General features: G+C 69.1%; 26 protein-coding genes and 1 riboswitch. Of the genes, 16 read left to right on the top strand and 10 right to left on the bottom strand.

Annotated features, from left to right (window positions below; translation table 11 throughout):
- Positions 1-126: 126 nt before the first annotated feature.
- Entirely contained in the window at positions 127-2,130 is a 2,004-nt protein-coding gene (gene rpoD / locus HNR01_RS24660; RefSeq protein ID WP_017487326.1) for an RNA polymerase sigma factor RpoD, read from the top strand.
- A gap of 44 nt (positions 2,131-2,174) precedes the next feature.
- Here the strand turns inward: rpoD and HNR01_RS24655 are convergent, their stop codons facing one another.
- Positions 2,175-3,527, bottom strand: coding sequence for an MFS transporter (locus HNR01_RS24655; RefSeq protein ID WP_183670373.1), 1,353 nt, complete (start codon positions 3,525-3,527; stop codon positions 2,175-2,177).
- 4 nt (positions 3,528-3,531) lie between these two features.
- On the bottom strand, positions 3,532-4,536 hold the full coding sequence (locus tag HNR01_RS24650; RefSeq protein WP_183670371.1) for a helix-turn-helix domain-containing protein: 1,005 nt from the start codon (positions 4,534-4,536) through the stop codon (positions 3,532-3,534).
- A gap of 356 nt (positions 4,537-4,892) precedes the next feature.
- Here HNR01_RS24650 and HNR01_RS24645 point away from each other — a divergent pair, with 356 nt between their 5' ends.
- The 7 genes from HNR01_RS24645 to HNR01_RS24615 all read left to right on the top strand — a co-directional run bounded on the left by HNR01_RS24645 (position 4,893) and on the right by HNR01_RS24615 (position 10,907).
- Positions 4,893-6,167, top strand: a complete 1,275-nt coding sequence (locus HNR01_RS24645) for an adenylate/guanylate cyclase domain-containing protein (protein ID WP_183670369.1) — start codon at positions 4,893-4,895, stop codon at positions 6,165-6,167.
- 122 nt (positions 6,168-6,289) lie between these two features.
- A riboswitch (TPP riboswitch) is annotated at positions 6,290-6,412 on the top strand.
- A 76-nt stretch (positions 6,413-6,488) separates the two neighbouring features.
- Positions 6,489-7,709 carry a glycine oxidase ThiO gene (thiO, locus tag HNR01_RS24640; RefSeq protein WP_183670367.1) on the top strand — a complete coding sequence of 407 codons (1,221 nt, stop codon included), beginning with the start codon at positions 6,489-6,491 and terminating at the stop codon, positions 7,707-7,709.
- Positions 7,706-7,918, top strand: coding sequence for a sulfur carrier protein ThiS (gene thiS / locus HNR01_RS24635; protein ID WP_017487321.1), 213 nt, complete (start codon positions 7,706-7,708; stop codon positions 7,916-7,918). The genes thiO and thiS overlap by 4 nt, the downstream gene beginning before the upstream one ends.
- Positions 7,919-7,922: 4 nt before the next feature.
- Positions 7,923-8,729 carry a thiazole synthase gene (locus HNR01_RS24630; RefSeq protein ID WP_153876033.1) on the top strand — a complete coding sequence of 269 codons (807 nt, stop codon included), beginning with the start codon at positions 7,923-7,925 and terminating at the stop codon, positions 8,727-8,729.
- 6 nt (positions 8,730-8,735) lie between these two features.
- A complete protein-coding gene (locus HNR01_RS24625; protein WP_183670364.1) occupies positions 8,736-9,350 on the top strand; it encodes a thiamine phosphate synthase in 615 nt (204 codons plus the stop codon).
- Positions 9,351-9,491: 141 nt separating this feature from the next.
- Positions 9,492-10,286: an inositol monophosphatase family protein gene (locus HNR01_RS24620; protein ID WP_017487318.1), complete on the top strand. Its 795-nt coding sequence runs from the start codon at positions 9,492-9,494 to the stop codon at positions 10,284-10,286.
- Between the two features lie 75 nt (positions 10,287-10,361).
- Complete coding sequence (locus HNR01_RS24615; protein ID WP_017487317.1) at positions 10,362-10,907, top strand: adenine phosphoribosyltransferase; 546 nt, start codon at positions 10,362-10,364, stop codon at positions 10,905-10,907.
- 111 nt (positions 10,908-11,018) lie between these two features.
- Here the strand turns inward: HNR01_RS24615 and purQ are convergent, their stop codons facing one another.
- From purQ to HNR01_RS24590, 5 genes are all read right to left on the bottom strand, one after another.
- On the bottom strand, positions 11,019-11,699 hold the full coding sequence (gene purQ / locus HNR01_RS24610) for a phosphoribosylformylglycinamidine synthase subunit PurQ (RefSeq protein WP_183670362.1): 681 nt from the start codon (positions 11,697-11,699) through the stop codon (positions 11,019-11,021).
- Positions 11,699-11,938 carry a phosphoribosylformylglycinamidine synthase subunit PurS gene (gene purS / locus HNR01_RS24605; protein ID WP_017487315.1) on the bottom strand — a complete coding sequence of 80 codons (240 nt, stop codon included), beginning with the start codon at positions 11,936-11,938 and terminating at the stop codon, positions 11,699-11,701. Before purS ends, purQ begins: the two co-directional genes overlap by 1 nt.
- A gap of 193 nt (positions 11,939-12,131) precedes the next feature.
- The gene (locus HNR01_RS24600) at positions 12,132-12,356 is read right to left on the bottom strand and encodes a hypothetical protein (protein WP_017487314.1); all 225 of its coding nucleotides are present in this window, start codon (positions 12,354-12,356) and stop codon (positions 12,132-12,134) included.
- Positions 12,357-12,536: 180 nt separating this feature from the next.
- On the bottom strand, positions 12,537-13,139 hold the full coding sequence (locus tag HNR01_RS24595; protein WP_026105970.1) for an ActR/PrrA/RegA family redox response regulator transcription factor: 603 nt from the start codon (positions 13,137-13,139) through the stop codon (positions 12,537-12,539).
- A gap of 36 nt (positions 13,140-13,175) precedes the next feature.
- Complete coding sequence (locus tag HNR01_RS24590) at positions 13,176-14,570, bottom strand: ActS/PrrB/RegB family redox-sensitive histidine kinase (protein WP_017487312.1); 1,395 nt, start codon at positions 14,568-14,570, stop codon at positions 13,176-13,178.
- 157 nt (positions 14,571-14,727) lie between these two features.
- Here HNR01_RS24590 and HNR01_RS24585 point away from each other — a divergent pair, with 157 nt between their 5' ends.
- Positions 14,728-15,972, top strand: coding sequence for a polyhydroxyalkanoate depolymerase (locus tag HNR01_RS24585; protein ID WP_183670421.1), 1,245 nt, complete (start codon positions 14,728-14,730; stop codon positions 15,970-15,972).
- Positions 15,973-16,066: 94 nt separating this feature from the next.
- Complete coding sequence (locus tag HNR01_RS24580; RefSeq protein WP_183670360.1) at positions 16,067-16,792, top strand: M48 family metallopeptidase; 726 nt, start codon at positions 16,067-16,069, stop codon at positions 16,790-16,792.
- 10 nt (positions 16,793-16,802) lie between these two features.
- Here the strand turns inward: HNR01_RS24580 and HNR01_RS24575 are convergent, their stop codons facing one another.
- Positions 16,803-17,222, bottom strand: coding sequence for a hypothetical protein (locus tag HNR01_RS24575; protein ID WP_183670358.1), 420 nt, complete (start codon positions 17,220-17,222; stop codon positions 16,803-16,805).
- A gap of 237 nt (positions 17,223-17,459) precedes the next feature.
- Here HNR01_RS24575 and HNR01_RS24570 point away from each other — a divergent pair, with 237 nt between their 5' ends.
- The 4 genes from HNR01_RS24570 (at position 17,460) to HNR01_RS24555 (ending at position 22,472) form a co-directional block, all read left to right on the top strand.
- A complete protein-coding gene (locus tag HNR01_RS24570; RefSeq protein WP_183670356.1) occupies positions 17,460-18,002 on the top strand; it encodes an invasion associated locus B family protein in 543 nt (180 codons plus the stop codon).
- Between the two features lie 61 nt (positions 18,003-18,063).
- Positions 18,064-18,693: a hypothetical protein gene (locus HNR01_RS24565; RefSeq protein ID WP_017487307.1), complete on the top strand. Its 630-nt coding sequence runs from the start codon at positions 18,064-18,066 to the stop codon at positions 18,691-18,693.
- Between the two features lie 45 nt (positions 18,694-18,738).
- Positions 18,739-20,796 carry a glycosyltransferase family 2 protein gene (locus tag HNR01_RS24560; protein WP_183670419.1) on the top strand — a complete coding sequence of 686 codons (2,058 nt, stop codon included), beginning with the start codon at positions 18,739-18,741 and terminating at the stop codon, positions 20,794-20,796.
- Entirely contained in the window at positions 20,793-22,472 is a 1,680-nt protein-coding gene (locus HNR01_RS24555; protein WP_183670354.1) for a glycosyltransferase, read from the top strand. Before HNR01_RS24560 ends, HNR01_RS24555 begins: the two co-directional genes overlap by 4 nt.
- Positions 22,473-22,476: 4 nt before the next feature.
- Here HNR01_RS24555 and purC read toward each other — a convergent pair whose 3' ends face one another.
- Entirely contained in the window at positions 22,477-23,271 is a 795-nt protein-coding gene (purC, locus tag HNR01_RS24550) for a phosphoribosylaminoimidazolesuccinocarboxamide synthase (RefSeq protein WP_017487305.1), read from the bottom strand.
- A 192-nt stretch (positions 23,272-23,463) separates the two neighbouring features.
- Positions 23,464-24,276 (bottom strand): endonuclease III, encoded by an 813-nt coding sequence (gene nth / locus HNR01_RS24545; RefSeq protein WP_246417638.1) that lies wholly within the window; start codon positions 24,274-24,276, stop codon positions 23,464-23,466.
- 20 nt (positions 24,277-24,296) lie between these two features.
- Between nth and HNR01_RS24540 the strand changes: the two genes are divergently transcribed.
- Together HNR01_RS24540 and HNR01_RS27390 are read left to right on the top strand one after the other, a co-directional pair.
- Positions 24,297-24,818, top strand: a complete 522-nt coding sequence (locus HNR01_RS24540; RefSeq protein WP_017487303.1) for a DUF2244 domain-containing protein — start codon at positions 24,297-24,299, stop codon at positions 24,816-24,818.
- Positions 24,819-24,843: 25 nt separating this feature from the next.
- On the top strand, positions 24,844-25,083 hold a 240-nt coding region (locus HNR01_RS27390), incomplete at its 3' end, for a hypothetical protein (RefSeq protein ID WP_210313594.1).

The following is a 25,083-nucleotide window of genomic DNA, read 5'->3' as shown; positions in this document are numbered from 1 at the left end:
TAGAGCGAATGAACGAGAATCGGCGCGGGCACTCGACAAGCGCGCCATTCCACGACATTGCGACGGGTCTTTCGCGGAGCGCGCGGGCTCAGCCTGCGGCGCCGCCACGAGAACAATAGGCTGAGCATGGCAACGAAGGCAACCGAGCGGGACGATGCGGACGCCGCCCAGGATCAACCGACGGACGGCCCGCTCCTTGACCTGACGGATGCCGCGGTCAAGCGGATGGTCAAGCTCGCGAAAAAGCGCGGCTACGTCACCTACGAAGAGATCAACGAAGTTCTCCCCGACGGTCAGGTCGACGGCGACCAGATCGAGGACGTGCTCGCGCAGCTCGACGACATGGGCATCCGCGTGGTCGAGGCCGAGGAATCGGAAGAGACCGCGACCGAAGCCAAGGCCAACGGCGAGGCTTCCGAGGAGGAGGAGAGCGCGGAGGGCGGCGAGGTCGCCGAGGCGTCCGGCTCGCGCGCCGTCGCGGTGGCGACCCCCACCACCCGCGAGCCCACCGACCGCACGGACGATCCCGTGCGCATGTATCTGCGCGAGATGGGCTCTGTGGAGCTGCTCTCGCGCGAGGGCGAGATCGCGATCGCCAAGCGCATCGAGGCCGGCCGCGAGGCGATGATCGCGGGCCTGTGCGAGAGCCCGCTGACCTTTCAAGCGATCATCATCTGGCGCGACGAGCTCGTCGACGGCAAGGTGCTCCTGCGCGACATCATCGACCTCGAGGCCACCTATGCCGGCCCCGACGCCCGCGGCGCGCCGCAGGGTGGCGAGGCCGAGGAGAGCGAGGAATCCGAGGAGGGCGACGGCGCCGTCCCGCCGGAGGGCGGCGACGACGAAGACGACATGGAGAACAACGTGTCGCTCGCGGCCATGGAGGCCGAGATCAAGCCGCGCGTTCTCGAGACCTTCGACAACATCGCCTCGAATTACCGCAAGCTGCGCAAGCTCCAGAACGAGGAGACCGAGCTGAAGGCCGGCGGCGGTACGGTCACGTCCGCCCAGACCAAGAAGCAGGCCGAGCTGAAGGACATCGTCGTCACCGACGTGAAGTCGCTCTCGCTCAACGCCAACCGCATCGAGGCGCTGGTCGAGCAGCTCTACGACATCAACAAGCGCCTCATCAGCCATGAGGGCCGCCTGATGCGCGCTGCCGAGCACCACGGCGTCGCCCGCGACGAGTTCCTGCGCCACTACCAGGGCTACGAGCTCGACCCGAACTGGATGGACCGCGTCGCGACGCTGGGCGGCAAGGGCTGGAAGAACTTCGTCGAGCGCGGCGGCCGTCAGGTCGCGGACCTGCGCGAGCAGATCCTGACGCTCGCCTCCGAGACCGGCCTGCAGATCGGCGAGTATCGCAAGATCGTCGCCATGGTGCAGAAGGGCGAGCGCGAGGCCCGCCAGGCGAAGAAGGAGATGATCGAGGCCAACCTGCGCCTCGTGATCTCGATCGCGAAGAAGTACACCAACCGCGGCCTGCAGTTTCTGGACCTGATCCAGGAGGGCAATATCGGCCTGATGAAGGCGGTCGATAAGTTCGAGTACCGCCGCGGCTACAAGTTCTCGACCTACGCCACGTGGTGGATCCGGCAGGCGATCACCCGCTCGATCGCCGACCAGGCCCGCACCATCCGCATCCCGGTGCACATGATCGAGACGATCAATAAGATCGTCCGCACCTCGCGCCAGATGCTCCACGAGATCGGCCGCGAGCCGACCCCGGAGGAGCTGGCCGAGAAGCTGGCCATGCCGCTGGAGAAGGTCCGCAAGGTCCTGAAGATCGCCAAGGAACCGATCTCCCTCGAGACGCCGATCGGCGACGAGGAAGATTCGCATCTGGGCGACTTCATCGAGGACAAGAACGTCGTCCTCCCGATCGATGCGGCGATTCAGTCGAACCTGCGCGAGACCACGACCCGCGTGCTCGCCTCGCTGACGCCGCGCGAGGAGCGCGTTCTGCGCATGCGCTTCGGCATCGGCATGAACACCGACCACACCCTTGAGGAGGTCGGCCAGCAATTCTCGGTGACCCGCGAGCGCATCCGCCAGATCGAGGCGAAGGCGCTGCGCAAGCTGAAGCATCCGAGCCGGTCGCGGAAGCTGAGAAGCTTCCTCGACAACTGATCCGGACGACGAACCGGCCGCCCCTCGGGGCGGCCGTTCTCGTTTCAGCGGGTGGGCCGAGGGGTCGGGCGCCAAAAGCGGCGCGCGAATGCGGCGGACAGGACGCCCAACCCTCCGACGAGCGCGTACACCGCGAGGAGGGCGAACCCCAGGCCCGCCTCCCCGAACACGTGATCGCTAAGGAGGCCGACGAGGAGCGGCCCGAGGCCGAAGCCAGCTAGAGTGACGGTCGCGAGGAAGAGGGCATTGACTCGGCCACGCAGCCTTCGCGGGGTCAGGATCTGGATGCCGGCCAATCCGGGTGGGCTGGTGAAGCCGAGCAGTGCGACGAGGCCGGCGAAGCCTAGCAGCGACAGGGACAGGTCGGGGCTCAGGCTCACGAGCGCGGTCACCGGCACGGCCAGGATCAGACCGAGCGCCAGAAGCAGCGGCGCCGCATCCGCGCGTCCGGCGCTGCGCAGTCGGTCCAGAGCGAACCCGCCTGCGGCGTGCCCGAGCGGCGCGGCGATCAGCGCCAAGAGGCCGAGACGCAGGCCACTTTCCGCCGGGCTGAAGCCGAAGGCGCGGACGTAGAAGGTCGGCGCCCAGGCGGTGAGGGTTTGGGTCATCAGCACCGCGGCGGTGGCGGCAACGGCATGCGGCAGGTAAGCCCGTCGCCTCCGCCGGATCCAGGCTACAGCGCCCCGAAGCGACGATCCGTGCGGCCCGCGGCTCTCCTGTCCCCGCCGAGGGGCGGCTGCGTGCCGACTCGTCCGGATGCGGAGGATGAGAAGGGCGAGAGGAAGATTCGCCAGCCCTGCGAGCACGAAGAGGGCCTGCCACGGGGCGAGCGGGTCGAGGCCCGGAGGAGCGAGGCCGCCGCGCGCGGTCAGCCATGCCAGCACGGCGCCGCCCGCGAGCAGGGCGACGCTGCGCCCGAGCGTGGCTGCGGCGGTGAGGGCGGAGAGGCTCCGTCCGAGCCGCTCCGGGCGCAGGTGCAGGCTCATCAGGGAGAGCGCCGCCGGGCCGAAACCTGCTTGGCCGAGCCCCAGTGCGAGCCGCGCGGCGAGCAGTGCGCCAAACCCGCCCGCGAGGCCGCTGGCGAAGGTCGCTCCACCCCACAGCATGAGGCCGCCCAGGAGGAGACCGCGCTGGCGGCCGCGATCGGCAACGATGCCGAGGAGCGGCAGGGCGAGCGCGTAGGGGAGGGCGAAGGCCGAGCCCTGGAGCAGCCCGAGTTGAGTGTCGCTCAGTGCCAGGGCCTGCTTGAGCGGGGTGGCGACCAAGGTGAGAAGGAAGCGGTCGCTGAACGCCGCGAACTGTATCGTCGCCAGCAGCGCGACGAGCGGCCATCCCGCGAGTCCGCCCCCTGCGGGCGCCGTGGACGGGGGCGAAGCTTTGAAGGCTGATGGGGTCACAGGGTCAGGCGAGGGCGCGCGACCACATGGACATCAAACTCGCGGCGCTCTCGCCGGGCCGAGGCTCGCTCCGCCCGCCCGCCCAGGTATGACGCATCTCGGCGCGGTAGCGGCCCGGCGGCAGTCCGAAGGTGCCGCGGAAGGCTCGGCTACAATGGCTCTCGCTGGCGAAGCCGTGATCGAAGGTGAGCGTGGTGACCGAGCGCGTCTCGCTCGGGTTGCGCAGCGCCGCGCTCAACCGTTCGAGACGGCGGCTCAGGATGTGCTGCGCCACGCCCCCCATGGGCTCGAACAGGCGGTAGAGCGCGCTGCGCGACAACCCGGCTCCCCGGGCCACCGCCGAGACGCCCAGGGACGGGTCGTTGAGACGAGCTTCGATGAACGCTTCCGCCCGCCGCCGCCGCAAATCGGCGATGACGGAGCCCGAGGCTTCGTCGTCGAGCCGGACCTGCCCGAGCGTACCGGCCAGCAGCTCGGTGAGGGCGCGGGCGATGTTTGCCGCGTTGTCGGGCGTCGTCGCCCCCGCCCGTCGGGCGAGAGAACCCATCAGATCGCCGAGCAGTCCCGATGCCGCCTCGGGCAGGATCTGCCCATGATAGCGGCTCGCCTCGGGGGCGGCGGCCTCGACGAGCTCCCGGCTCAGGCTGACGGTGACGGTGCGCGCCGATTCGAGGCGTGTGCGCTGCGGGCGGGTCAGATCGAACAGAATGATGTCGCCGGGGCTGAGGCGGCGCTCCGCGTCGAGGGCGCCGCCGTGGAAGGTGCCGCCGCGCAGGTATTGGAGCGTGAAGTGATCGAATCCATCGCGTCTCACGCGGGTCTTGTCGCGCCGATGCTCGACACCGCTCAAGGCGCGCTCGAACACATTCATCCGGCCGAACCGATGCGCCTCCACCCGCGCGTGAAACGGTGCGCCGGTCGCCGTGACGTCGGCTCCGCTCGCGTAGAGCGCTTGATAGCCCTCGAAGCCGTCGGCTTCAGACGTGAAGGTGAAAGACTGGTTCGACACGGGATGAAAAATAGGAAAAGTTAATTGAAGCGAAGTCCCCTTTTTATCGGAGACATTCGAGTCTTTCGCAAGTGCAGTATTCTCTTGGGGGATTCTCCTCCGCGTTCTTGTGCCCCGTGATGGCGTCGTCGTGGCGTTGTCATTCAGTCGACGGTCGACCGAGCAAAACCTCTTGATTCCGTTGCCTCACTGCGTCCACCGTGTCGGCACCGGACGGCGCTCATGTCACGATGCGGCCAAGCTTGCCCGCTAAGCAAACGGCCTGCCGGGAAGCCGTCGCCGGACACGGGCTTCGAGCCCGTGTCGTGACCGGCGCGAAGCCTTGCTTTGGCGATCCGAGGACCCACCTTCCCCCGATGCGCGACGCGGACGCCCCGAGACCAACGCCGACGGCTCTCGCCGACGGATCGGAAGCCGAAGACGTCCCGTTCGGAGCGCTTCAACCCTGCGTTGGTATCCGCGACTGGCTGCTCGGTGAAGGCGCCCGGCTGCCGAAGGCCGACGACCTGCTCGCGGGGCTCGCCGAGCGTCTCAACGCCATCGGCGTGCCGATCGATCGCGCCTCCACCGCCATCGACACGCTTCACTCGGAATATTCGGGTGTCGGCCGCGTCTGGACCCGCGGTGCCGGCTCGACGGTCCGGCTGTTCCCCCACGGCGAAGTCTCCGCGAAGGCTTATCAGGCGAGCCCGTTCTACGCCGTCCATGAAACCGGCGAGTGGCTGAGCCTCGATCTCGCCGAGACACCCGACGACGCCTACGCGATCATCCCCGAACTGAAGGCGGCCGGGTACACGCATTATCTTATCGCCCCGCTGATCTTCACCAACGGCACCAAGAACGGCATCACCTTCGCCACGCGTGCCGATGGAGGCTTTCGCGACGACGACATCGCGATCCTGCGCTTCGTCATGCCCGCGCTCGCCGCGGTGATGGAGATGCGGCTCCTCAACAAGCAGCTCGACACGGTGCTGCGCATCTATGTCGGCGACGAGCCGCATCGGGCGATCCTCTCGGGCGACATCCGGCGTGGCCAGGTCCGCCGCATCCGCTCGGCGATCCTGTTCGCGGATATGCGCGACTATACCCGCCTGTCCGCCGGGCGGACGCCGGAGGGCGCAGTCGATCTCCTGAACGCTTTCTTCGATTGCCTCGTCCCGCCGATCGAGCGGGAGGGCGGCGAGGTGTTGAAATATCTCGGCGACGGCCTGCTCGCGATCTTCCGCGAGTCGGGGGACGACCTCGGCGGCGCAGCCAAGAGCGCGCTGACGGCGGCGGAGGCGGCGCTCGCGGCGTTGACGGAGGCCAACGCGGTCGGGCGCTTCGGCGAGGGAGAGCCGGCGGTCGATGCCGGCATCGCCCTGCATCACGGCGAGGCGGCCTACGGCAATGTCGGGTCCGGTACTCGGCTCGATTTCACGGTGATCGGCCGGGACGTGAATCTGGCGAGCCGGCTCGCGCGGCTCAACCGCACGCTTCAGGAGCCGCTGCTGATGTCGAAGCCGTTCGTCGACTTCCTCTGGGGTGATCCGGAGCCGCTCGGAAGCCATGCCCTCGACGGGTTCGAGGAGCCGATGACCGTCTATCGACCGGGGCGGCGGCCGGCCGCGAAGGCCGCTGCGGCGGAATAAATCGTTCGACGATCGCCCGCTGGCCACCCCGCTCGCACGTCGTGTGCGGTGCGTCGGAAGACCGAATCGCTCGATCCCGGTTCGCGAGGGATTGACCGCGCGACCGGCTGGGCCCACATCCGAGGTGTTCCAGGGAGATCCCCGACAAGGGGCTGAGAAACCGCTATCGCCGTCACCGGCAGCGCGGAAATCCTTCGAACCTGATCCGGCTCATACCGGCGTAGGGATTGGACCTGAGGGCCGCTCGATCGAGCGAACCTCGCTTCTTCGGGAAGCACATGGTGCCGGTTCCTGCGGGCAGATCCGCGGAAGGCCCTTTCGATGTCCGACTTGCTGACTTCGCCGATCGGCCAGCGCCGTAGCCTCTCGATGCGCCCGCGCGCGGCCGAGCTACCGCAGCGCACCGACGTCGGGATCGTGGGGGCTGGGCTGATCGGCCTGTCGATCGCGTGGCGGCTGGCACAGTCCGGCCGCTCGGTGACGGTGGTGGAGCGCGGCAGCGTCGGCAGCGGCGCGAGCCTCGCCGCCACCGGTATGCTCGCGCCCGCCGCCGAGCACGAGCCCGGCTCCGACCTGTTGCTGCCCCTGGCACTCGAATCCCTGCGCCGCTGGCCGGCTTTCCGCGACGCGCTTCAGGTGGCGTCGGGCCGGGGGATCGACTACCGCGAAGACGGCACCCTGGTGATCGCTATCGGGCGCGACGAGGTGGAGCGTCTGCGCTTCCGCCACGACCTGCAGCGGCGCTCGGGCGTCGCCGCCGAGTGGCTGTCCGGTCCCGAGGTGCGCGTGCGCGAGCCGCTGCTGCGCCCCAACGTCACCGCCGGCATCCTCTGTCCGCTGGACGCGCAGGTTGATCCCCGCCTCGTGATGGAGGCATTGCTCCGCGCCTGCGAAGCGGCGGGCGTCACCATCGTCGAGAACGTCGCGGTGGAGGGGCTGGAGAGCGAGGGCGGCCGCGTCAGCGGTCTGCGTGCCGCCGGCCGCGCCCTTGCCGCCGAGACGGTGATCCTGGCCGCGGGGGCCTGGAGCGGAGAGGCGGGCCTGCTGCCCGATGACCTCGCGCTGCCGGTCCGCCCCCTCAAGGGGCAGTCGCTTGCGCTGCGCACCACGAAGCGGACCGGCACCCTGTCCCGCATGGTCTGGACCGACGCAGTGCATATGGCGCCCAAGGGCGACGGGCACCTCATCGTCGGCGCGACGGTAGAGGATTGCGGCTTCAACAGCGGCGTCACCGCCGGCGGCTTGTTCGCCCTGCTGGAAGGGGCGCGGCGGGTCCTGCCCGGCATCGAGGAGATGGAGATCGATGCGGTCTGGAGCGGTTTCCGCCCGACTTCGGACGACGACGCGCCGATCATCGAGGAGGCGGCGCCCGGCCTCGTCGTCGCCACCGGCCATCACCGCAACGGCTACCTGCTCGCCCCCGCGACCGCCGACGCCGTCGCCGCGCTCGTCGGCGAGGGAGATCTGCCGGACTTCGCCCGCGGCTTCGGGCGGGCGCGCTTCTCAGCATCGCGTGAAGGCCGGGGGAGGGCCGTGGCATGAGATTGACCGTCAACGGAGAGCCCTGCGAGCGCGAGGCGCCGAACCTCGCTGCCCTCTTCGCCGAAGAGGCCGAGGAGCGGGGCATCGAGAGTTCCGAGGGCATCGCCATCGCCGTCAACGGACGAGTCGTGCGCAAGGCCGCCTGGGCCGGGACAGCACTTAACGAGGGCGACCGCATCGAGATCGTCCGCGCCATGCAGGGAGGCTGAGCGCATGAACCATCACGACACCACCCTCGCGCAGACTGCCGCCGGGGACGACGCCCTGGAGATTGCCGGCATCCGGCTCTCCTCACGGCTGTTTATCGGGACGGCGGGCTATCCGAGCCAGGAGATCATGGCCCAGTCGGTGCGCGCCTCGGGCGCCGAGGTCGTCACCGCCTCGATCCGCCGGGTCTCGCTCCAGGGCCACGGCTCGGACACCTTCCAGAAGCTGAAGGGCGCCCGCTTCCTGCCCAACACCGCCGGCTGCGAGACGGCGCGCGACGCGATCATGACCGCCGAACTCGCCCGCGAGGCCCTCGGCACCGACTGGATCAAGGTCGAGGTCATCGGCGACCGCGAGACGCTCTACCCGGACGTCACCGAGCTGCTCGAAGCGTGCCGCCACCTCGTCGATGACGGCTTCACCGTTCTGCCCTACTGCAACGACGATCCCGTGATCTGCGAGCGGTTGGCCGATCTCGGCTGTGCGGCGGTGATGCCGATGGGCTCGCTCATCGGCTCCGGGATGGGCATCGCCAACCCGGCCAATATCGAGCTGATCTGCCGCCGGGCGAAGGTGCCGGTGATCGTCGATGCCGGCATCGGCACGGCCTCGGACGCGGTGATCGCGATGGAGCTCGGGGCGGCCGCCTGCCTCATCAACACCGCCGTGGCCAAGGCCGACGATCCGGTGCGGATGGCGGATGCCATGCGCCATGCCGTCGAGGCGGGTCGACTGGCGCATCTGGCAGGACGCATCCCCCGTCGTGGCCGGGCCGAACCGTCCAGCCCGCAGCTCGGCCTCGTCGGGTCCTGAGGCTGGGTGGCGCTTCCGCCCCTCCTCGTCGTCACCGACCGCCACGGTGCCGACCGGCCGCTCCCTGACACCGTCCGCGCGGCAGTCGCGGGCGGTGCGCGCTTCGTCTGGCTGCGCGACCGCGATCTCGATCGGGAGGCGCGCAGAAATCTCAGCCGCGACCTGGTCGCGATCCTGGCGCCGGTCGGCGGACGTCTGGTCGTCGGCGGGGATGTGGAACTGGCGGCGGAGATCGGCGCCCAGGGCGTGCATCTGCCGGGCTCCGCCGGGAGCGACGGCATCCGCGCGGCGCGGACGACGCTCGGCGCGGCGGCGCTGATCGGGGTCTCGGCCCATACGGTGGCCGAGATCGCGGCGGCCGAGACGGCAGGTGCCGATTACGCCACGCTCAGCCCGATTTTTCCGACTGCGAGCAAGCCCGGCTACGGCCCCGCGCTCGGCGTCGCGGCCCTGCGCGCCGCCGCGCACGGCCTGCCGGTCTTCGCGCTCGGCGGGATCGACGCCGACAATGCCCGCGCCTGCCGGGAAGCCGGGGCAACGGGCGTCGCAATCATGGGCGGCGTGATGCGCGGGTCGGATCCTCAGGGAGCGACCGCCCGCATTCTGGCAGGACTGACTTGAGGACGGCCTCGTCCCGGCGCCGATCCTGGCCGGATACCGGCCTTGCACCGATCACCCCTGGCGCTGTGGCGCGAGGCGTATAGAAGCGCTGACAGATTCCACTCTCAGCCAGGCGCCCCTCGGGGCTGCGAGCCGACCCGCATGATCAACTCTCCCCTCATGACCGTCATGGTCGATGCCGTGCGCAAGGCCGCCCGCGGCCTCAAGCGCGATTTCGGCGAGATCGAGAACCTTCAGGTCTCGCGCAAGGGCCCCGGCAACTTCGTCTCCGCCGCCGACAAGAAGGCAGAGGAAGTCCTACGCGACGCGCTGATGAAGGCCCGGCCCGGCTACGGCCTCATCATGGAGGAGAGCGGCAACATCGAGGGCAGCGACAAGAGCCACACCTGGCACGTCGATCCCCTCGACGGCACCACCAACTTCCTGCACGGCATCCCGCATTTCGCGATCTCGGTCGGCCTGGAGCGCGACGGCCAGATCGTCGCCGGCGTGATCTACGATCCGGCCAAGGACGAGCTGTTCATCGCCGAGCGCGGCAAGGGTGCCTTCCTCAACAACCGCCGCCTACGCGTCTCCGGCCGTCAGGACTTCGCCGACGCGCTGGTCGCCTACGGCACGCCCTACCTCGGCCGCGGCAGCCACGGACGGCTGCTCAAGGAGGTCGCCGCGGTGATGGCGGTGTCCGGCGGCACCCGCCGCCTCGGCTCGGCGGCGCTCGACCTCGCCTACGTCGCCTGCGGCCGGACCGACCTGTACTGGGAACGCGACCTTCAGACCTGGGACATCGCGGCGGGCATCATCCTCGTGCGCGAGGCCGGCGGCTTCGTCACCAGCGCGGATGGCGGCGCCGAGCCGCTCGCCGCCCGCTCCGTGGCCTGCGGCAACGAAGTGCTACACCGCGAGCTGATCGGCCTGCTGCGCAAGGCCGCCGCGTAACCGGGCGGAGGCTCGGTCTCGCACCGTGCCTTCTGCTCAACCCTCCGCGAATTCGAAACGAATCGAGCGCCCCGCATGGAAGCCCGCCGCCACTCCGCCCTCAAGGACTCGGTCCGCTCGATCCCCGATTATCCGAAGCCGGGCATCATCTTCCGCGATATCACCACTCTGCTCAGCGATCCGCGATCGTTCCGCCGCGCGGTCGATTCACTGGTGCATCCCTACGCGGGCGGACGGATCGATCAGGTCGCGGGCATCGAGGCGCGGGGCTTCATCCTCGGCGGCGCGGTGGCGCACCAGCTCTCCTCGGGCTTCGTCCCGATCCGCAAGAAGGGCAAGCTGCCCCACAAGACCGTCTCGACGGCCTACGCCCTCGAATACGGCACCGACGAGATCGAGATCCACGTCGATGCGATCAAGTCCGGCGATCGGGTGATTCTCGTCGATGACCTCATCGCCACCGGCGGCACGGCGACGGCGGCGGTGAATCTGCTGCGCCAGCTCGGGGCGGAAGTGGTCGCCGCCTGCTTCGTGATCGATCTGCCGGAGATCGGCGGCGCCCAGCGCCTGCGCGACCTCGGTGTCACGGTTCGCACGCTGATGGAGTTCGAAGGGCACTGAGGCCCCTCTGGATCGGACTCCCGCGGGTTCGGCGGAGACCGATCCGGTCGCCCGCGCGGCCAGACCGCTTCGGCTCCGCCGCGCGATGCCGCGACGGTCGAAAGAAAACCCTCAGGCCGCCAGGCTGTCGAACAGACCCTTGCCGTCGGTGCCGCCGACGAGGCCATCCACGAAATTTTCCGGGTGGGGCATCATGCCGAGCACGTTGCGCTGCTCGGAATAGATCCCGGCGATGGAGTTGAGCGAGCCGTTGCGGTTGGCATCCTCCGTAAGAGCACCGGTGGCGTCGCAATAGCGGAACGCGACGCGGCCCTCGCCCTCAAGGCGCTCGATGGTCTCTGAATCGGCGAAGTAGTTGCCCTCGCCGTGAGCCACGCAGACGTCGATCACCTGACCTTCGGTATAGGCCGAGGTGAAGCGCGTATCGGTGCGCTCGACCCGCAGGAATTGCCGGTGGCAGATGAAGCGCCGGTTGAAGTTGCGCATCAGCACGCCCGGCAGGAGGCCCGACTCGCACAGGATCTGAAAGCCGTTGCAGATGCCGAGCACGAGGCCGCCGCGCGCCGCGTGCGCGCGCACCGCGTCCATGGCCGCCGCCCGGCCGGCGATGGCGCCGCAGCGCAGGTAATCACCGTAGGAGAAGCCGCCTGGCACCACCGCGAGGTCGGTGCCCGCAGGCAGTTCTGTGTCGGCGTGCCAGACGCTGACGACCTCCGCGCCGGAGCGGCGGAGCGCACGGGCCACGTCGCCGTCGCGATTCGAGCCCGGAAAGACGACGACGGCGGCGCGCATCAGGCGATCTCGACGGTGTAGTTCTCGACGACGGTGTTCGCGAGCAGCTTCTCGCAGGCGGCTTTCAAGGTTGCCTCGGCCTGTTCGCGGTTCTCGGAAGCGACCTCTAGGTCGAAGACCTTGCCCTGCCGTACGCCGGAGACATCCTCGATCCCGAACGACTTCAACGCCGCTTCGATCGCCTTCCCCTGCGGGTCGAGAACGCCGTTCTTCAAGGTGACGACGATGCGGGCTTTCATGACTAGCACTCGTTTGAATGGTGGGCGGGCGGCGCGGCAAGGGGGCGGTGCGACCGGGGAGGGAGGTGCCGGTGCTAGACCGTGCACGAGAAGCCTGAACTCAGGTTTGTCATCTGAGTGCAGTCGACGCGTTGCTCGCCGGAGAACGAAACTCTATCGCGCTTTCGTGACTGCGTCACCGCAGGGGTCCTCGCTACCGGTGCTTGGCCGATCCGATCGGCTCAGCTTCGGTCGCGCGACGCCAGAGCTGGACCATGATCCAGGCGGCGACGAGGCTGAACACGCCCATGAGGACGTGCCCGACGCGGTCGCCCAGATCGAGCAGTCCGGCGAGTGCCCAACCGGCGGCGATGGCGGCGGCGAACACTTCCGTGCCGACCAGCACCATCAGGCCGAGTATCGTGATGAGGTTCCGCATACCCGCGCAAGCCTGTTCAATCCACTGACCGGCGAACTAGCCCGAGGGCGGTGTCCGGTGCAACCGTTCCCGCGATGCGTCTTACGCAGCGTGAGAAGAGAACCGGGACGATCCAGCCCGAAAAGAAACGGCCGGCGATGTTCCGCCGGCCGTCCGATCCGTAACCTGTTCCCTGCTCCGTCAGCGCGGCGCGCGCTTGGCGAGGATGCGCTGGAGCGTGCGCCGGTGCATGTTGAGGCGCCGGGCCGTCTCCGAGACGTTGCGTCCGCACAGCTCGTAGACCCGCTGGATATGCTCCCACCGGACTCGGTCGGCCGACATGGGATTTTCCGGTGGATCGGCGCGCTCGCCCGGCTGCGCCATCAGCGTTCCGTGGATCTCATCGGCATCGGCGGGCTTAGCGAGATAGTCGAAGGCGCCGAGCTTCACCGCGGTCACGGCGGTCGCGATGTTGCCGTAGCCGGTGAGAATGACGCCGCGAGCCTCGGGACGGCGTTCCTTCAGGCGAGCGATCACATCGAGCCCGTTGCCGTCGCCCAACCGCATGTCGATCACGGCGAAGGCGGGCGCTTTGTTCTCGACGGCAGCGACGCCCTCGCTGACGCTTTCGGCCACGTGAACCTCGTAGCCGCGCGACTCCATCGCCCGGGCGAGGCGGGTCGAGAACGGCTTGTCATCGTCAACGATCAGCAGGCTGCGATCGCTGAAGGCGGAGAGAGGATCGGAATCGGATAGAAAAGCGGTGTCCGAGCCTGGCACCGTCGTCCCGCTCTGCGTCAGCATGCGGCGCTCCTCGTCGGTTCGTGTCATCTATGTGCATTATATGGGTGCGGCATCGCGTTCCGTTAGGGGTCGCAGAGAATTGTGCGCAACGCGATGGGGCGCAATCGCCTCCCTCTCGAAAACGTGACGTGCCCAGGTCACCCGCACCAGGGCGCCGTGCTGCCCCGCCTCGGTGATGTTCGACAGCAGGAGCTGCGCGCCGGAGCGCTCGATCAGCGTCTTGGCGATGAACAGACCCAGCCCGAGACCCCCGCCCGCCTCGTCGGGCTTGCGTGTCCGCCCGCGGCTTCGGGTGGTGACGTAGGGTTCGCCGGCCCGCAGCAGCACCTCGCTGGGAAAGCCCGGACCGTCGTCGCGGATCGTCAGCGTCACCCGCTCGGCAGTCCAGCGCGCCTCGATCAGCACGCGCGACTCGGCGAAATCCACGGCGTTGTCGAGGATATTGGCGAGCCCGAACATCACGCCGGCATTGCGTCGGCAGACCGGCTCCGCGCCTTCGCCCTGCTTGGAGACATCGACCGCGATGCCCAGCGCGCGCTGAGGTGCGACCAGCTCCTCGACGAGGTGGCCGAAGGTGACGGTCTGGAGGAAGGTCTCGCCTTCCTCGGTCTCCTCGCCCATGGAGGTGAGCTTCGAGAGAATGCCCCGGCAGCGGTCGACCTGATCGCGCAGCAGGCTGAGATCCTCGGCGATGGCCGGCGATGCGGTGGGGCCGAGCTGCCGGTCGAGTTCCTTCGCCACCACCATGATGGTGCCGAGCGGCGTGCCGAGTTCGTGCGCGGCCGCTGCGGCGAGGCCGTCGAGCTGCGATAGGTGCTGCTCGCGGGCTAGCACCAGTTCCGTCGCGGCGAGCGCCCGGGCGAGCTGGCGCGTCTCCTCCGCCACCCGCCACGCGTAGACCCCGGTGAAGGCCGTGCCGAGCAGGATCGCGGTCCAAACGCCTGAAACGTAGAGGAAGGGCAGCTCGATCCGCCCGTCGGCGAACCAGGGAAGGGGGCGGTGGACGAGGGCAAGCAGGGTGGCGAGGCCCACCGCCAGAAGGCCCAGTGCGAGGGTCCGCTCCGGAGGCAGGGCGGTCGCCGAGATCAGGACGGGGGCGAGGAACAGGAGCGAGAACGGGTTCTGCAGACCGCCGGTGAGGAAGAGCAGGCCCGCGAGCTGGACGATGTCGAAGGCGAGCAGGAGCGCCGCGGAATCGTCGCTCAGGCGGTAGCTTGCGGGGAAACGGATCCGCAGGGCCAAGTTGAGCCAGCACGAGGCGGCGATGACGAGGAAGCACCAGCCGAAGGGCAGGTTGAGGCCGAGCCCGAACTGGGCGCCGACGACCGCCGCGCTCTGCCCGGTCAGGGCGAGCCAGCGCAGGCGCACGAAGGTGTCGAGCCGCAGGTGGCGGCCCGCTGGCGTGAAGGTCTCGTGGGCCGCTTCCATCATCCTGCGGCTACGATAGGGCTGGCTCGGGGCGCGTCCACTGCCCTGTCCACAGATGCCGCGGCCGGCAGCGCGTTTTTGCCGGATTTCTCCGGCTGCAACATACGATAGGATCGGCTCGTTGACGGTCGATCTGCGGACCGAGACAGGGAGGGCCGAGATGGATCTGGCGTATGTCTGGTACGAGACGGCGCGCGCGATGCTGACGCCGGCCCGCCTCGCAGCGGATGCGGCCCGGCACTCTCTCGGCAATCCAGGCAACCCCTTCGCCTATGGCCCCTATGCCCGCTCGACCGCGGCGGCGCTCGAGATGTTCGAGCGGGTCACGCGCCGCTACGGCAAGCCGGCCTTCGGCCTGCCGACGACCGTGATCGACGGCCAGGCCGTTCCGGTCTCGGAGCGCGTTGTGTGGGAGCGGTCCTTCTGCCGCGTGATCGCGTTCGACCGGGCGCTGCCGGTGGGGCTCTCGGAGCCGCAGCCGAAGCTCCTGATCGTGGCGCCGATGTCGGGGCATTACGCGACGCTCCTGCGCGGCACCGTGGAGGCGATGCTGCCCAATCATCGGGTCTTCATCACGGACTGGTCCGACGCGCGGATGGTGCCGCTGCTCGACGGGCGCTTCGATCTCGACACGTATATCGACTACCTGCAGGCGATGTTCCGCGATCTCGGGCCGGACCTTCACGTCATGGCCGTCTGCCAGCCCGCCGTGCCGGTCTTCGCCGCCGTCGCGCTGATGGAAGCGGCGGATTCGGCCCCTGTGCCGGTCTCGATGACCCTGATGGGAGGACCCATCGACACGCGCTGCTCGCCGACCGCCGTGAACTGTCTCGCGCAGGAACGCGGGATGAGCTGGTTCGAGAAGAACTGCATCACCGTGGTGCCGCCGCTCTACCCGGGGGCGATGCGCCGGGTCTATCCCGGCTTCCTGCAGCTCTCGGGCTTCATGGCGATGAACTTCGACCGCCACGTCACCGCTCATACCGACATGTTCCACCATCTCGTCACCGGGGACGGCGACTCGGCGGAAAAGCATCGTGACTTCTACGACGAATACCTCGCGGTGATGGACCTGACGGCGGAGTTCTACCTCCAGACCGTGCAGACCGTGTTCGTCGATCACGCCCTGCCGCGCGGGCACATGCGCCATGCCGGGCAGCCGGTCGACCTCTCGGCCATTCGGCGCTGCGCGATCCTCGCCGTCGAGGGCGAGAACGACGACATCTCCGGCGTCGGCCAGACCAAGGCCGCCCTCGATCTCACGCCGAACCTGCCCGATGCCCGCAAAGCCTATCACCTGCAGGAGAAGGTGGGGCATTACGGCGTCTTCAACGGCTCCCGCTTCCGCTCCGTCATCGCACCGCGCATCGCCCGCTTCGTGCGGGAGATGGAGGGAAGCGCCTGATCGCGGGGCGAGCGCACGTCCGGCAGGTGAATTTCCGGTGAGAGACGGTTTGCTGGGATGGCTGAGCCGGCCGCCTGCGGCTAGGTTCGCCGCCATGACGCGCGCCCTGCTGCGACGGCCGGATCCGGATCACATCGAGATCGCCCATGAGGGCCAGACCTTCCGCGTCGCCATCCTGCGGCGGCCGACCGCGCGCCGGTTGACCCTGCGAGTCTCCAGCGCCACCGGCGCCGTGGTGCTGACGCTGCCGACCCGCTCGTCGGTCGCCACGGCGCAGAAATTCGCCCAGAGCCATGGCGGCTGGATCGCCACCCGCCTCGCCAAGCTGCCGGAGCGGGTTCCGTTCGCGGCTGGCTCGGTCATCCCGCTGCGCGGCGTGCCACATCGGATCGTGCCGCGCGAGGGGCGCGGTACGGCCGAGGCGGATCCGGGGAGCGCGACCCTGGCCGTCCCGGGTGATCCGGTCCACATGCCGCGCCGCGTCCGCGAGTTCCTGATGCGGGAGGCGCGGCGCGACCTGTCGCAATCGGTAGCGGTCAACGCGGCCCGGCTCGGCCAGCGCCCGGCGCGGGTGACCCTGCGCGATACACGCAGCCGCTGGGGCTCCTGTACGGCCCGCGGCGAGCTGAACTTCTCCTGGCGACTGATCCTCGCGCCGCCAGTGGTCCTCGACTATCTCGTCGCCCACGAGATGGCTCATCTGCGGGAGATGAACCATTCCCCGCGCTTCTGGGCGCTCGCCAACGAACTCTGCCCCCACGTCGAGGAGGCGGAGCGCTGGCTGAAGCGGCACGGCTCGGAGCTGCACCGCTACGGCTGAGAGCGTCCGATCAGTACTTCGTCACGACCGCCCGGCCGCGCGCGGCGGCGGGCTGGGCCGGCCACGCCGGACGCGGGTTGACGTGGCCGGGCCACATCGTGCGCGGCGCGACGTTTTCACAGACCTCGCGCTGGCGAAGGTAGGTCGGGCGGCCCGACGCGTCGCGTCGCAGCACGGTGCCCCCGTCCCGGCAGAAACCGGCAATGGCCGCCGCATCGCCGCGAAGGCGCCCGCGCGGATTCCGCTCCACCGGCGGGTGCTCGATGGTGAGCGGCGCCTGATGGTTCAGGGAGCGCTCGATATAGGTCGTTGTCGCTTCGGGCGGCAGGTAGTCCGATTCCTCGAAGGGCAGGGATAGGGCTGAGGCGCCCCCGGTGCCCAGCGCGATGATCAGTGACGCGAGAGCCAGGGAGGAGGCGAGGCGGCGCATGGCGGTTTCCTCGGATGACGGAGAGCTTGGCCTTACTTTAGGGCAGTGCGGCGGCGAGGGGTAGCTGCTTTGCCTCAATCCCGACACACGCTCGCCGCGATTGCTTGACACCGGGACACCTGCATGGTCCCAACGCCCGAGCCCGCGCGGCGCCTCCGAACGCATGGACTGCGCGAGCGCGACGGGCGCTCGCCCGGAACCGGACGCCGCCTCACGAAGCGATCGATCGGAGTTCGTATGAGTCTGTTAGCGGGCGTGGTTCGCGCGGTTCGGCCGGGGAAGTGCCGCCGTCTTGCGCTGTCGGTCGCGACCGCTGCCACGATTCTGGCCGGGGGCGGCGCCGCGCAGGCGCAGGGAACCGTGCGCAAGACCTTCGATGACTGGCAACTGCGCTGCGAGACGCCGGCCGGTGCCAAGGCCGAGCAATGTGCCCTGGTGCAGTACGTGGCGGCGGAAGACCGGCCGAACCTCAACCTCGTCGTCATCGTGCTGAAGACCGCCGACAATCGCGGCTACCTGCTGCGCGTGGTGGCCCCGCTCGGTGTGCTGCTTCCCTCCGGCCTCGGCCTCAAGATCGATCAGACCGATATCGGCCGCGCCAGCTTCGTGCGCTGCCTGACCACGGGCTGCGTCGCCGAGGTGGTGATGGATGAGGGCCTGATCAAATCGCTGCGCAACGGGTCGCAATCGACCTTCATCGTGTTCCAGACGCCGGAGGAGGGCGTCGGCATCCCGGTCTCAATGAAGGGGTTCGGCCCCGGTTTCGACACGCTCAAGTAAGTTCGTTCGGCTCCGGAGCCTTCGAAAGTATCGCCAGGGAAGGGCAGGGAACGGTCAGACGATGCGTAGGGCCTCGATCATCTTCGCCGGTTTGGTGCTTGCCGTTCCGGGTGCCGCGCGGGCCGAACCCGGCGGCTTCTTCAAGAACATGTTCGGCGGGAGTGAGGGCGGCGCATCCGTCGCCGCACCCCGCGCGCAGGATCCCGACGACGTCTACTGCCCGCCGGTCTTCGTGCCGGACGGAGGTGCGGCGATCCAGGCCTTTGCCGGAGCCGCCGGCGACAACCGGCGCCTTCGGCACCAGATCGTGTTCAGCCGGCTCAGCCGCGAGTGCAAGGCGCGGCCGGATGGTTCTGTGGCGGTGCGCGTCGGCGTCGAGCTGCGCGCCCTGCTTGGACCGGCCGGCACTGCCGGGCGCTTCGAGGCGCCGGTCACCATCGCCGTGAAGTACAACGAGCAGCCCGTCATGGCGCGCACCCACCGCGTCGCCGTGGCAGTGCCGGCCGGCGCCGTCCAGGGCGAGGCCACGGTGATCGAGAACGACCTCTCCGTGCCCGCCGACAAGGCGATGGGTTACGATATCGAGGTGACCCTGGCCGGTGCGGCAACGCGGGCGAAGTCGGCCGTACGGCGCCGCAAGCCCGCCCCCGCGGCGGCGGCGGAGCAGAGCGAGGCGGCCGCCGAGCAATGATCCCGTCGCGCGCGCCGCACGGTTCGGAACACGCCGGAGGACGGCATCGCCCATTCTGATGCTCGGCGAGGCATATGGTGGAATCTCTGGCGGGGCCGGGCGACGCCGTTCTCGCTTGTGCCCGCCGACGACCCGCTCTTCAATTGCAGACTCGCCCTGCCCGCTACCTTCCGAAGCCCACGGAAGGGGCGGTGGCTCGTCCTGACCTACACGCTGCCGGCGCGTGCCCGGCCGCAGCGACCGCTGCTGCGCCTTAGGCGCGCCGGGGGCGGCCACGACAGCTTCGTGCTGCCCGGGCTCGCACTCGGCAGCGCCCACTGGCTCGGCTACCTGCCCGGCGATTGCGAGGGCATCGAGATCGCCGCGGAGCCGGGCTTCGTTCTCGAGCGGGTCGGGCTGCGTCGAACCGGAAGCGTTATCGCCGAAGCACTGCTCAAGCGGCCGCTGCGCGTCGCAGCGGCCCTGCGGGCCCGGTTCGCCCGCGATGAACGGCGCTGGCGCGACAGCCTGCGCGGGGCCTGCGCGGTGACGCCGATCGGGCGCTACCCCGCCTGGAGGAGTGCGCGCCTGTTCCGGACCGGCGTGGCCGAGCCCCTGTCCGCCACCTCAATCCGCCTCGTCCTGCCCGCCCCCTTCGCGCGGGCCGATGCCGTTGCGCGCAGCGTGGCCAGCTTGCGTGCCCAGACCCATCGGAACTGGTCACTGTGCATTGCCTGGACCGATGACGGCCCGCCGATGAGGCCGGCGGGCGCCGATCCGCGCGTCGTATCGACGGGCTGGGATCCGTCCGCGCCGATCCACGACCTCTGCGCGGGCGCCGAGCTCTTCGGCATGCTGCGTCCTGGCGATGTTCTGGCCCCGGAAACGCTGAGCCTGCTCGCGAATGGCTTCGCGTCGGAGGCGGCTGAGTTGATCTATGCCGACGAGGAAGCCGGCGCCCGGACGACGAGGCCACGCCTCAAGCCGGATTGGAGCCCCGACCTCGCTCTGGTTACGGGCTATGTCGGCGCGCCTGCCCTCCTCTCGCGCGCCTTCCTCGCCGCCCTGCCGGTCGAGCCGGCAGGCTCACTGGAGGAGGCGGCCCTGGCGCTCGATCTCGCGGCCGGGGCTGCCACCCGCGTGGTTCACATCCCGCGGATCCTCTGCCGCCGCGAGCCCCTCGCGGCCGCGATCTCCACCCGCGCGGCGCGCCTCGACCGGCACCTGAAGGCCGTACGCTCGCCGGCGCGCGCGAGGCTTAACCGGGACCGCCTCGACCTCCACTGGCCGCGTCCGGAGCCGGCGCCGCTCGTCAGCGTGATCATCCCCTCGCGCGACCGGCTCGACCTCATCGCGCGGGTCACGGAGGGCGTCCTCCAGAAGACCGACTATCCCGCCCTCGAACTGATCATTGTGGACAACGGCTCGACGGAGCCGGGTGTGCTCGCGCTGTACGGGCGGCTGCGCGCCGACCGCCGTGTGCGGATCGTGCCCTATCCGCACCCCTTCAATTTCTCCGCGATGGTCAATGCTGGCGCGCAGGTGGCGCAGGGCGGGATTCTGATCCTGCTCAACAACGACGTGGCGGTGTTGCGGCCGGACTGGCTCGACGTCCTCGTCGCCCAGGCGGCCCGGCCCGAGGTCGGCGCCGTCGGCGCGAAGCTCCTCTACGAGGATGGCCGGCTCCAGCACGCCGGCGTGGTGGTGGGGCTCGGCGGCGAGGCCGGGCACATCCTGCGGCGGCGTCCCGCCGACACCCCCGGCCATCTCGACCGTCTACACGTGGCGCACGAAGTCTCGGGTGTGACGGCGGCCTGCCTCGCCGTGGCGCGGGAGAAGTATCGGGCGGTCGGCGGCTTCGACGAGGAGACCTTTGCGATCGACTTCAATGACATTGACTTCTGCCTGCGCCTCGGCGCACGGGGCTGGAAGACGATGTGGACGCCCCACGCCGTTCTCTCTCACCTCGAATCCGTCAGCCGGGGCCGGCCGGTCGGAGCCGCCCGCACTCGCTTCGAGCGGGAGGCCGTCGCTTTCACCGAGCGCTGGCGCGACGTGATCCGGCACGATCCGTTCTACCATCCGGCCCTGTCGCTGACGACGTTCGGCGAGGAACTGGAATGAGCGTCGGGGCGGCGCCCGAGACCCTGGCCGATGCGTTGCCTGACGCGCTGCGCTTCGCTGCCGAGCCCGTGCCGGGACGCTTCGCGCTCTTCCTTCGCGCCCTGCGCCATCCGAGGCGTCTCCTGTCGCTCCTGCTCACGCGCCTCTCGGGCCGTCGGCTTCGGGCGGCGCAGCGGTTCGTCGCCCTGGTCGGCGCCCATCATCATCTACATTGGCCCGTCGGCCTGGCTCCGTCAGCAGAGCCTCCTGCCGCTCTTGCCGCGGCCGGGATCGAATGCGTCGAGGTCGATGCAGGAGGTCTCGTCCGCATCGCACCGGCGGGACATCCTCTCGTTCTCCTCTCGGTCGACGGGCAGCGGATCGCGGCCGGGGCATCCGCTGCCATCGCCGCCGCCTTCGCCGACCCGGATCTTCACGCCCTTTACGGCGACGCCCTGTGCGGTCGAGGATCCGACGGGCCCTGGCTTCCCCTGCTGCGCCCGGCCTTCGACCGGGACTACCTGCATTCGGTCGATTACCTCGGCCCCGTCCTCGCCCTCCGTCGCGCCAGCCTGGCCGGTGCGGCGCCCGTCGCCGGCGCCGCCGCTCTCGATCTCGCCTTGGAACTTGCTGACCGGTTCGGCGAAGGTGCCGTGCGCCACCTCCCGCAGATCCTGTCGTTCGGACAATTTGACGGGGGAGGGGGAGAGCGACAGGCGCGCTGCCAGGCCCGGCTGAAAGCCGTCGAGCGCGATCTCGGCCGCGTCGGGGAGGCAGGCACGCGCGTCGTCCTTGAGGCGGGCGGCGTGATCCGGCTCGACCGCCCGCTGCCGGAGCCGCATCCCCTCGTCAGCCTGATCGTGCCGACCCGCGACCGGATCGACCTGCTGCGGCCCTGCATCGAGAGCCTGCGCCACCGGACCGACTGGCCGGCCAAGGAGATCCTGATCTGCGACAACGACAGTCGCGATCCCGCGACGCTCGCCTATTTCCGTACCCTCGAAGCGGAAGACGCGGCGCGGATCGTCGCCTGTCCCGGCCCCTTCGATTTCGCCGCCATCAACAACCGCGTCGCGGCGCAGGCGCGCGGGAGCCTCCTGGCCTTCATCAACAACGACGTCGAGGCCGAGGCGCCGGATTGGCTGGAGCGCATGGCCCGCGAGGCGCTGCGCCCCGGAACCGGCGCGGTCGGCGCCCGGCTCATCGACGGCGAGGGCCGCATCCAGCACGGCGGCATCGTGCTCGGCACCGGCGGTCTCGTCACCCACGGCCACCGCCACTTCGCCGCCGACGCGGTGGGTTACCTCAGCGCCTTGCGCGCAACCCGAAGCGTCTCGGCCGTGACGGCCGCCTGCCTCGTCATCGGGGCGAACAAGTTTGCCCGCGTGGGCGGCTTCGATGCGTCGGCCTTCGCGATCGATTTCAACGATGTCGATCTCTGCCTCAGACTGAACGCGATCGGCCTGCGCACGCTCTACGTCGGTGGCGCCGTGCTGCACCACCGGGAATCGGCGAGCCGACGGCCCTCACTGGAGGCCGCTGCGCGCCACGACCGCGAGGTCGGGGCGTTCAAAAAGCGATGGGGGCCGCTGCTCGCGCAGGACCCCCACTATCATCCGGGCTTTGATCCGGATCTCTCGACACATCTGCGCCTGCGCCGCGGCTGGACCGGCCGAGGACCAGTCGAGCCGCGCTGAGGGCTTACTGCACCAGGCGCGGCCCGCCGGTCTGGACCTTCTCGTTCTCGGACATGATGCCCAGGCGCTTGGCGACTTCCGTGTAGGCCTCGATCAGACCGCCCAGATCCTTGCGGAAGCGGTCCTTGTCGAGCTTGTCAGAGGACTTGATATCCCACAGCCGGCACGAGTCCGGGGAGATCTCGTCGGCGACGACGATGCGCATCAGGTCGCCCTCCCAGAGGCGGCCGGTCTCCATCTTGAAATCGACCAGACGGATGCCGACGCCGAGGAAGAGGCCGGACAGGAAGTCGTTCACGCGGATGGCAAGCGCCATGATGTCGTCGATCTCCTGGGGCGTCGCCCAGCCGAACGCGGTAATGTGCTCCTCCGACACCATCGGGTCGTTGAGCTGATCGTTCTTGTAGTAGAACTCGATGATCGAGCGCGGCAGCTGGGTGCCTTCTTCCAGCCCGAGCCGCTGGGCGAGCGAGCCGGCCGCCACGTTGCGCACGACCACCTCGAGGGGAATGATCTCGACCTCACGGATCAACTGCTCGCGCATGTTGAGTCGGCGGATGAAGTGGGTCGGCACGCCGATGTCGTTGAGGTGCTGGAAAACGAACTCGGAAATCCGGTTGTTCAGCACGCCCTTGCCGTCGATCACCTCGTGCTTCTTGGCATTGAAGGCGGTCGCGTCGTCCTTGAAATGCTGGATGAGCGTCCCCGGCTCCGGTCCCTCGTAGAGGACTTTCGCCTTGCCCTCGTAGATGCGACGGCGGCGGTTCATAGGCGTGTACCGTGGTTTGAGGAAGTCCATGGGGCCGTGGCTCCTTCGGAACTGGCACGTGAAGCGAAATCCGCGGCGCGGCGACCCGTCTGGCGGGCGGACGGCCAGGACCTGCCCTCGGGTGCCAATCCCGGCCGCCATACCATCAATCTACCGGAACGAGGTTTGCAGCACAACGCGTTGGCGCTGCACCGCTTCGCCGACGAGGGCGCGGGTCTGTGTCTATTCGCCGTCCGATATGGGGGCGAGCGCCAGCGTCTTCGAGGGATAGCGGCAAAGATCGGCGATGGCGCAGCGCGGGCAATCGGGGCGGCGGGCCTTGCAGGTGTAGCGCCCGTGCAGGATCAGCCAATGATGCGCGTTGAGGCGGAACGGCTCCGGCACCCGCGCTTCCAGGCCGGCCTGGACCTTGTCGGTCGTGCTCGCGGGAAACAGGGGGATGCGGTTCGAGACGCGGAAGATGTGGGTATCGACCGCGATCCGCGGAATGCCGAAGGCCACGTTCAGGACGACGCTCGCGGTCTTCGTTCCGACGCCCGGCAGTACCTCCAGGGCTTCGGCCTCGCGCGGCACCTCGCCTCCGTGCCGCTCCACCAGGATCCGTGAGAGCGCGATCACGTTCTTCGCCTTGGTGTTGAACAGGCCGATGGTGCGGATGAAATGGCGCACCCGCTCCTCGCCGAGCGCCAGCATCTTCTGTGGCGTGTCCGCAAGGGCGAAGAGCGGCGCGGTTGCCAGGTTCACGCTCTTGTCGGTGGCCTGCGCCGAGAGAACGACTGCTACCAGCAGCGTGTAGGGATTGATGTACTCGAGTTCCGAGCGTGGCTCCGGATCGGCCGCCCGCAGACGTGAGAAGATCTCGACCAACGTCGCATCGTCGACGGGGGTTGGCGCGATTTCGATCCGCGTCGTCAATGCCGGCTGCAGCGTGGCCTTCGGTTTCGACGGCTGAGCTTGTGCCGTCACTGACTTCGCCGCCTGACGTTTTACCGCAGTCGGGGCGGAAGGACGGGAAGACGGCTTTTTCGCGGACATCGGCGCGTTATATTCGGCCCATGGCGAGCGGCAACATTCCAGCACATCCGGACGGGCTCGATCCCGCGACGATGGACCGGCCGGTCTACTCGGCCGTGATCCGGCCTCATCAATCCTTGAGCCAGGACGGCTTCCGGGTCGTGATGGGGTTCTGCTGCCTCGTCTCGCTCGTCACATCGATCGCTTGCTGGCGCGCCGGCTTCTGGCCGATCGCCGGTTTCTTCGGCCTCGACATGATCGCGCTCTACGTCGCTCTGAAGGTGAGCTTCCGCCGCGGGCGCTCCTTCGAGGAAGTGGCGATCTCGCCGATCGAAGTCTTCCTGGCGCGCATCGATCCGCGGGGCGTGCGCCGCGAGTGGCGCTTCAATCCGCTCTGGACCAAGCTCAGTCGCGTCGATGACGAGGAGTTCGGTCTGCGCACGCTGACCCTGATGTCGCGTCGCGAGCACGTCGTGGTCGCCCGCGACGCCTCGCCCGACGAACGGGCGATCGTCGCCGATGGCCTGACGCGGGCTTTGGCGCAGGTGAAGAGGGGATACTGACCGCACCGGCGATCGCAGTCCCTTCATGGAACGGTCGCAGAATGCGCTCCGCGGTCCGGTGGCGGCCTTCCTCGCCCTTATTTCGGATTTTCCGATTGACGCGGTGCGGCGCGCCCCCTATACCCCATTTCACCGACGGGGCGCCGCGGTCCACCGCTTGGTGGGCGAGGGCTTCGACGGTCTTCGGGATTGTCGGTGGAGCGGAGCTGATCCGGGTAACTGGATCGGGCGATCGCTGTCCTTCTCGTCCCGGGGTGTCGATCGT

It is taken from the genome of Methylorubrum rhodesianum (genome assembly GCF_014199985.1).
Lineage (GTDB): Bacteria > Pseudomonadota > Alphaproteobacteria > Rhizobiales > Beijerinckiaceae > Methylobacterium > Methylobacterium rhodesianum.
This window is presented reverse-complemented; position numbering and strand designations above follow the sequence as displayed.

Excerpts from the sequence above, each read along its gene's own strand:
- purC (WP_017487305.1), bottom strand. The coding sequence starts at position 23,271 with ATGGACTTCCTCAAACCACGGTACACGCCTATGAACCGCCGCCGTCGC.
- nth (WP_246417638.1), bottom strand. The coding sequence starts at position 24,276 with ATGTCCGCGAAAAAGCCGTCTTCCCGTCCTTCCGCCCCGACTGCGGTA.
- purQ (WP_183670362.1), bottom strand. The coding sequence starts at position 11,699 with ATGCGCGCCGCCGTCGTCGTCTTTCCGGGCTCGAATCGCGACGGCGAC.
- HNR01_RS24585 (WP_183670421.1), top strand. The coding sequence starts at position 14,728 with ATGGATCTGGCGTATGTCTGGTACGAGACGGCGCGCGCGATGCTGACG.
- HNR01_RS24555 (WP_183670354.1), top strand. The coding sequence starts at position 20,793 with ATGAGCGTCGGGGCGGCGCCCGAGACCCTGGCCGATGCGTTGCCTGAC.
- HNR01_RS24540 (WP_017487303.1), top strand. The coding sequence starts at position 24,297 with ATGGCGAGCGGCAACATTCCAGCACATCCGGACGGGCTCGATCCCGCG.
- purS (WP_017487315.1), bottom strand. The coding sequence starts at position 11,938 with ATGAAAGCCCGCATCGTCGTCACCTTGAAGAACGGCGTTCTCGACCCG.
- HNR01_RS24645 (WP_183670369.1), top strand. The coding sequence starts at position 4,893 with ATGCGCGACGCGGACGCCCCGAGACCAACGCCGACGGCTCTCGCCGAC.
- HNR01_RS24590 (WP_017487312.1), bottom strand. The coding sequence starts at position 14,570 with ATGATGGAAGCGGCCCACGAGACCTTCACGCCAGCGGGCCGCCACCTG.
- thiO (WP_183670367.1), top strand. The coding sequence starts at position 6,489 with ATGTCCGACTTGCTGACTTCGCCGATCGGCCAGCGCCGTAGCCTCTCG.
- HNR01_RS24620 (WP_017487318.1), top strand. The coding sequence starts at position 9,492 with ATGATCAACTCTCCCCTCATGACCGTCATGGTCGATGCCGTGCGCAAG.
- HNR01_RS24580 (WP_183670360.1), top strand. The coding sequence starts at position 16,067 with ATGACGCGCGCCCTGCTGCGACGGCCGGATCCGGATCACATCGAGATC.
- HNR01_RS24600 (WP_017487314.1), bottom strand. The coding sequence starts at position 12,356 with ATGCGGAACCTCATCACGATACTCGGCCTGATGGTGCTGGTCGGCACG.
- thiS (WP_017487321.1), top strand. The coding sequence starts at position 7,706 with ATGAGATTGACCGTCAACGGAGAGCCCTGCGAGCGCGAGGCGCCGAAC.
- HNR01_RS24595 (WP_026105970.1), bottom strand. The coding sequence starts at position 13,139 with ATGCTGACGCAGAGCGGGACGACGGTGCCAGGCTCGGACACCGCTTTT.
- HNR01_RS24575 (WP_183670358.1), bottom strand. The coding sequence starts at position 17,222 with ATGCGCCGCCTCGCCTCCTCCCTGGCTCTCGCGTCACTGATCATCGCG.
- HNR01_RS24615 (WP_017487317.1), top strand. The coding sequence starts at position 10,362 with ATGGAAGCCCGCCGCCACTCCGCCCTCAAGGACTCGGTCCGCTCGATC.
- HNR01_RS24570 (WP_183670356.1), top strand. The coding sequence starts at position 17,460 with ATGAGTCTGTTAGCGGGCGTGGTTCGCGCGGTTCGGCCGGGGAAGTGC.
- HNR01_RS24565 (WP_017487307.1), top strand. The coding sequence starts at position 18,064 with ATGCGTAGGGCCTCGATCATCTTCGCCGGTTTGGTGCTTGCCGTTCCG.
- rpoD (WP_017487326.1), top strand. The coding sequence starts at position 127 with ATGGCAACGAAGGCAACCGAGCGGGACGATGCGGACGCCGCCCAGGAT.
- HNR01_RS24630 (WP_153876033.1), top strand. The coding sequence starts at position 7,923 with ATGAACCATCACGACACCACCCTCGCGCAGACTGCCGCCGGGGACGAC.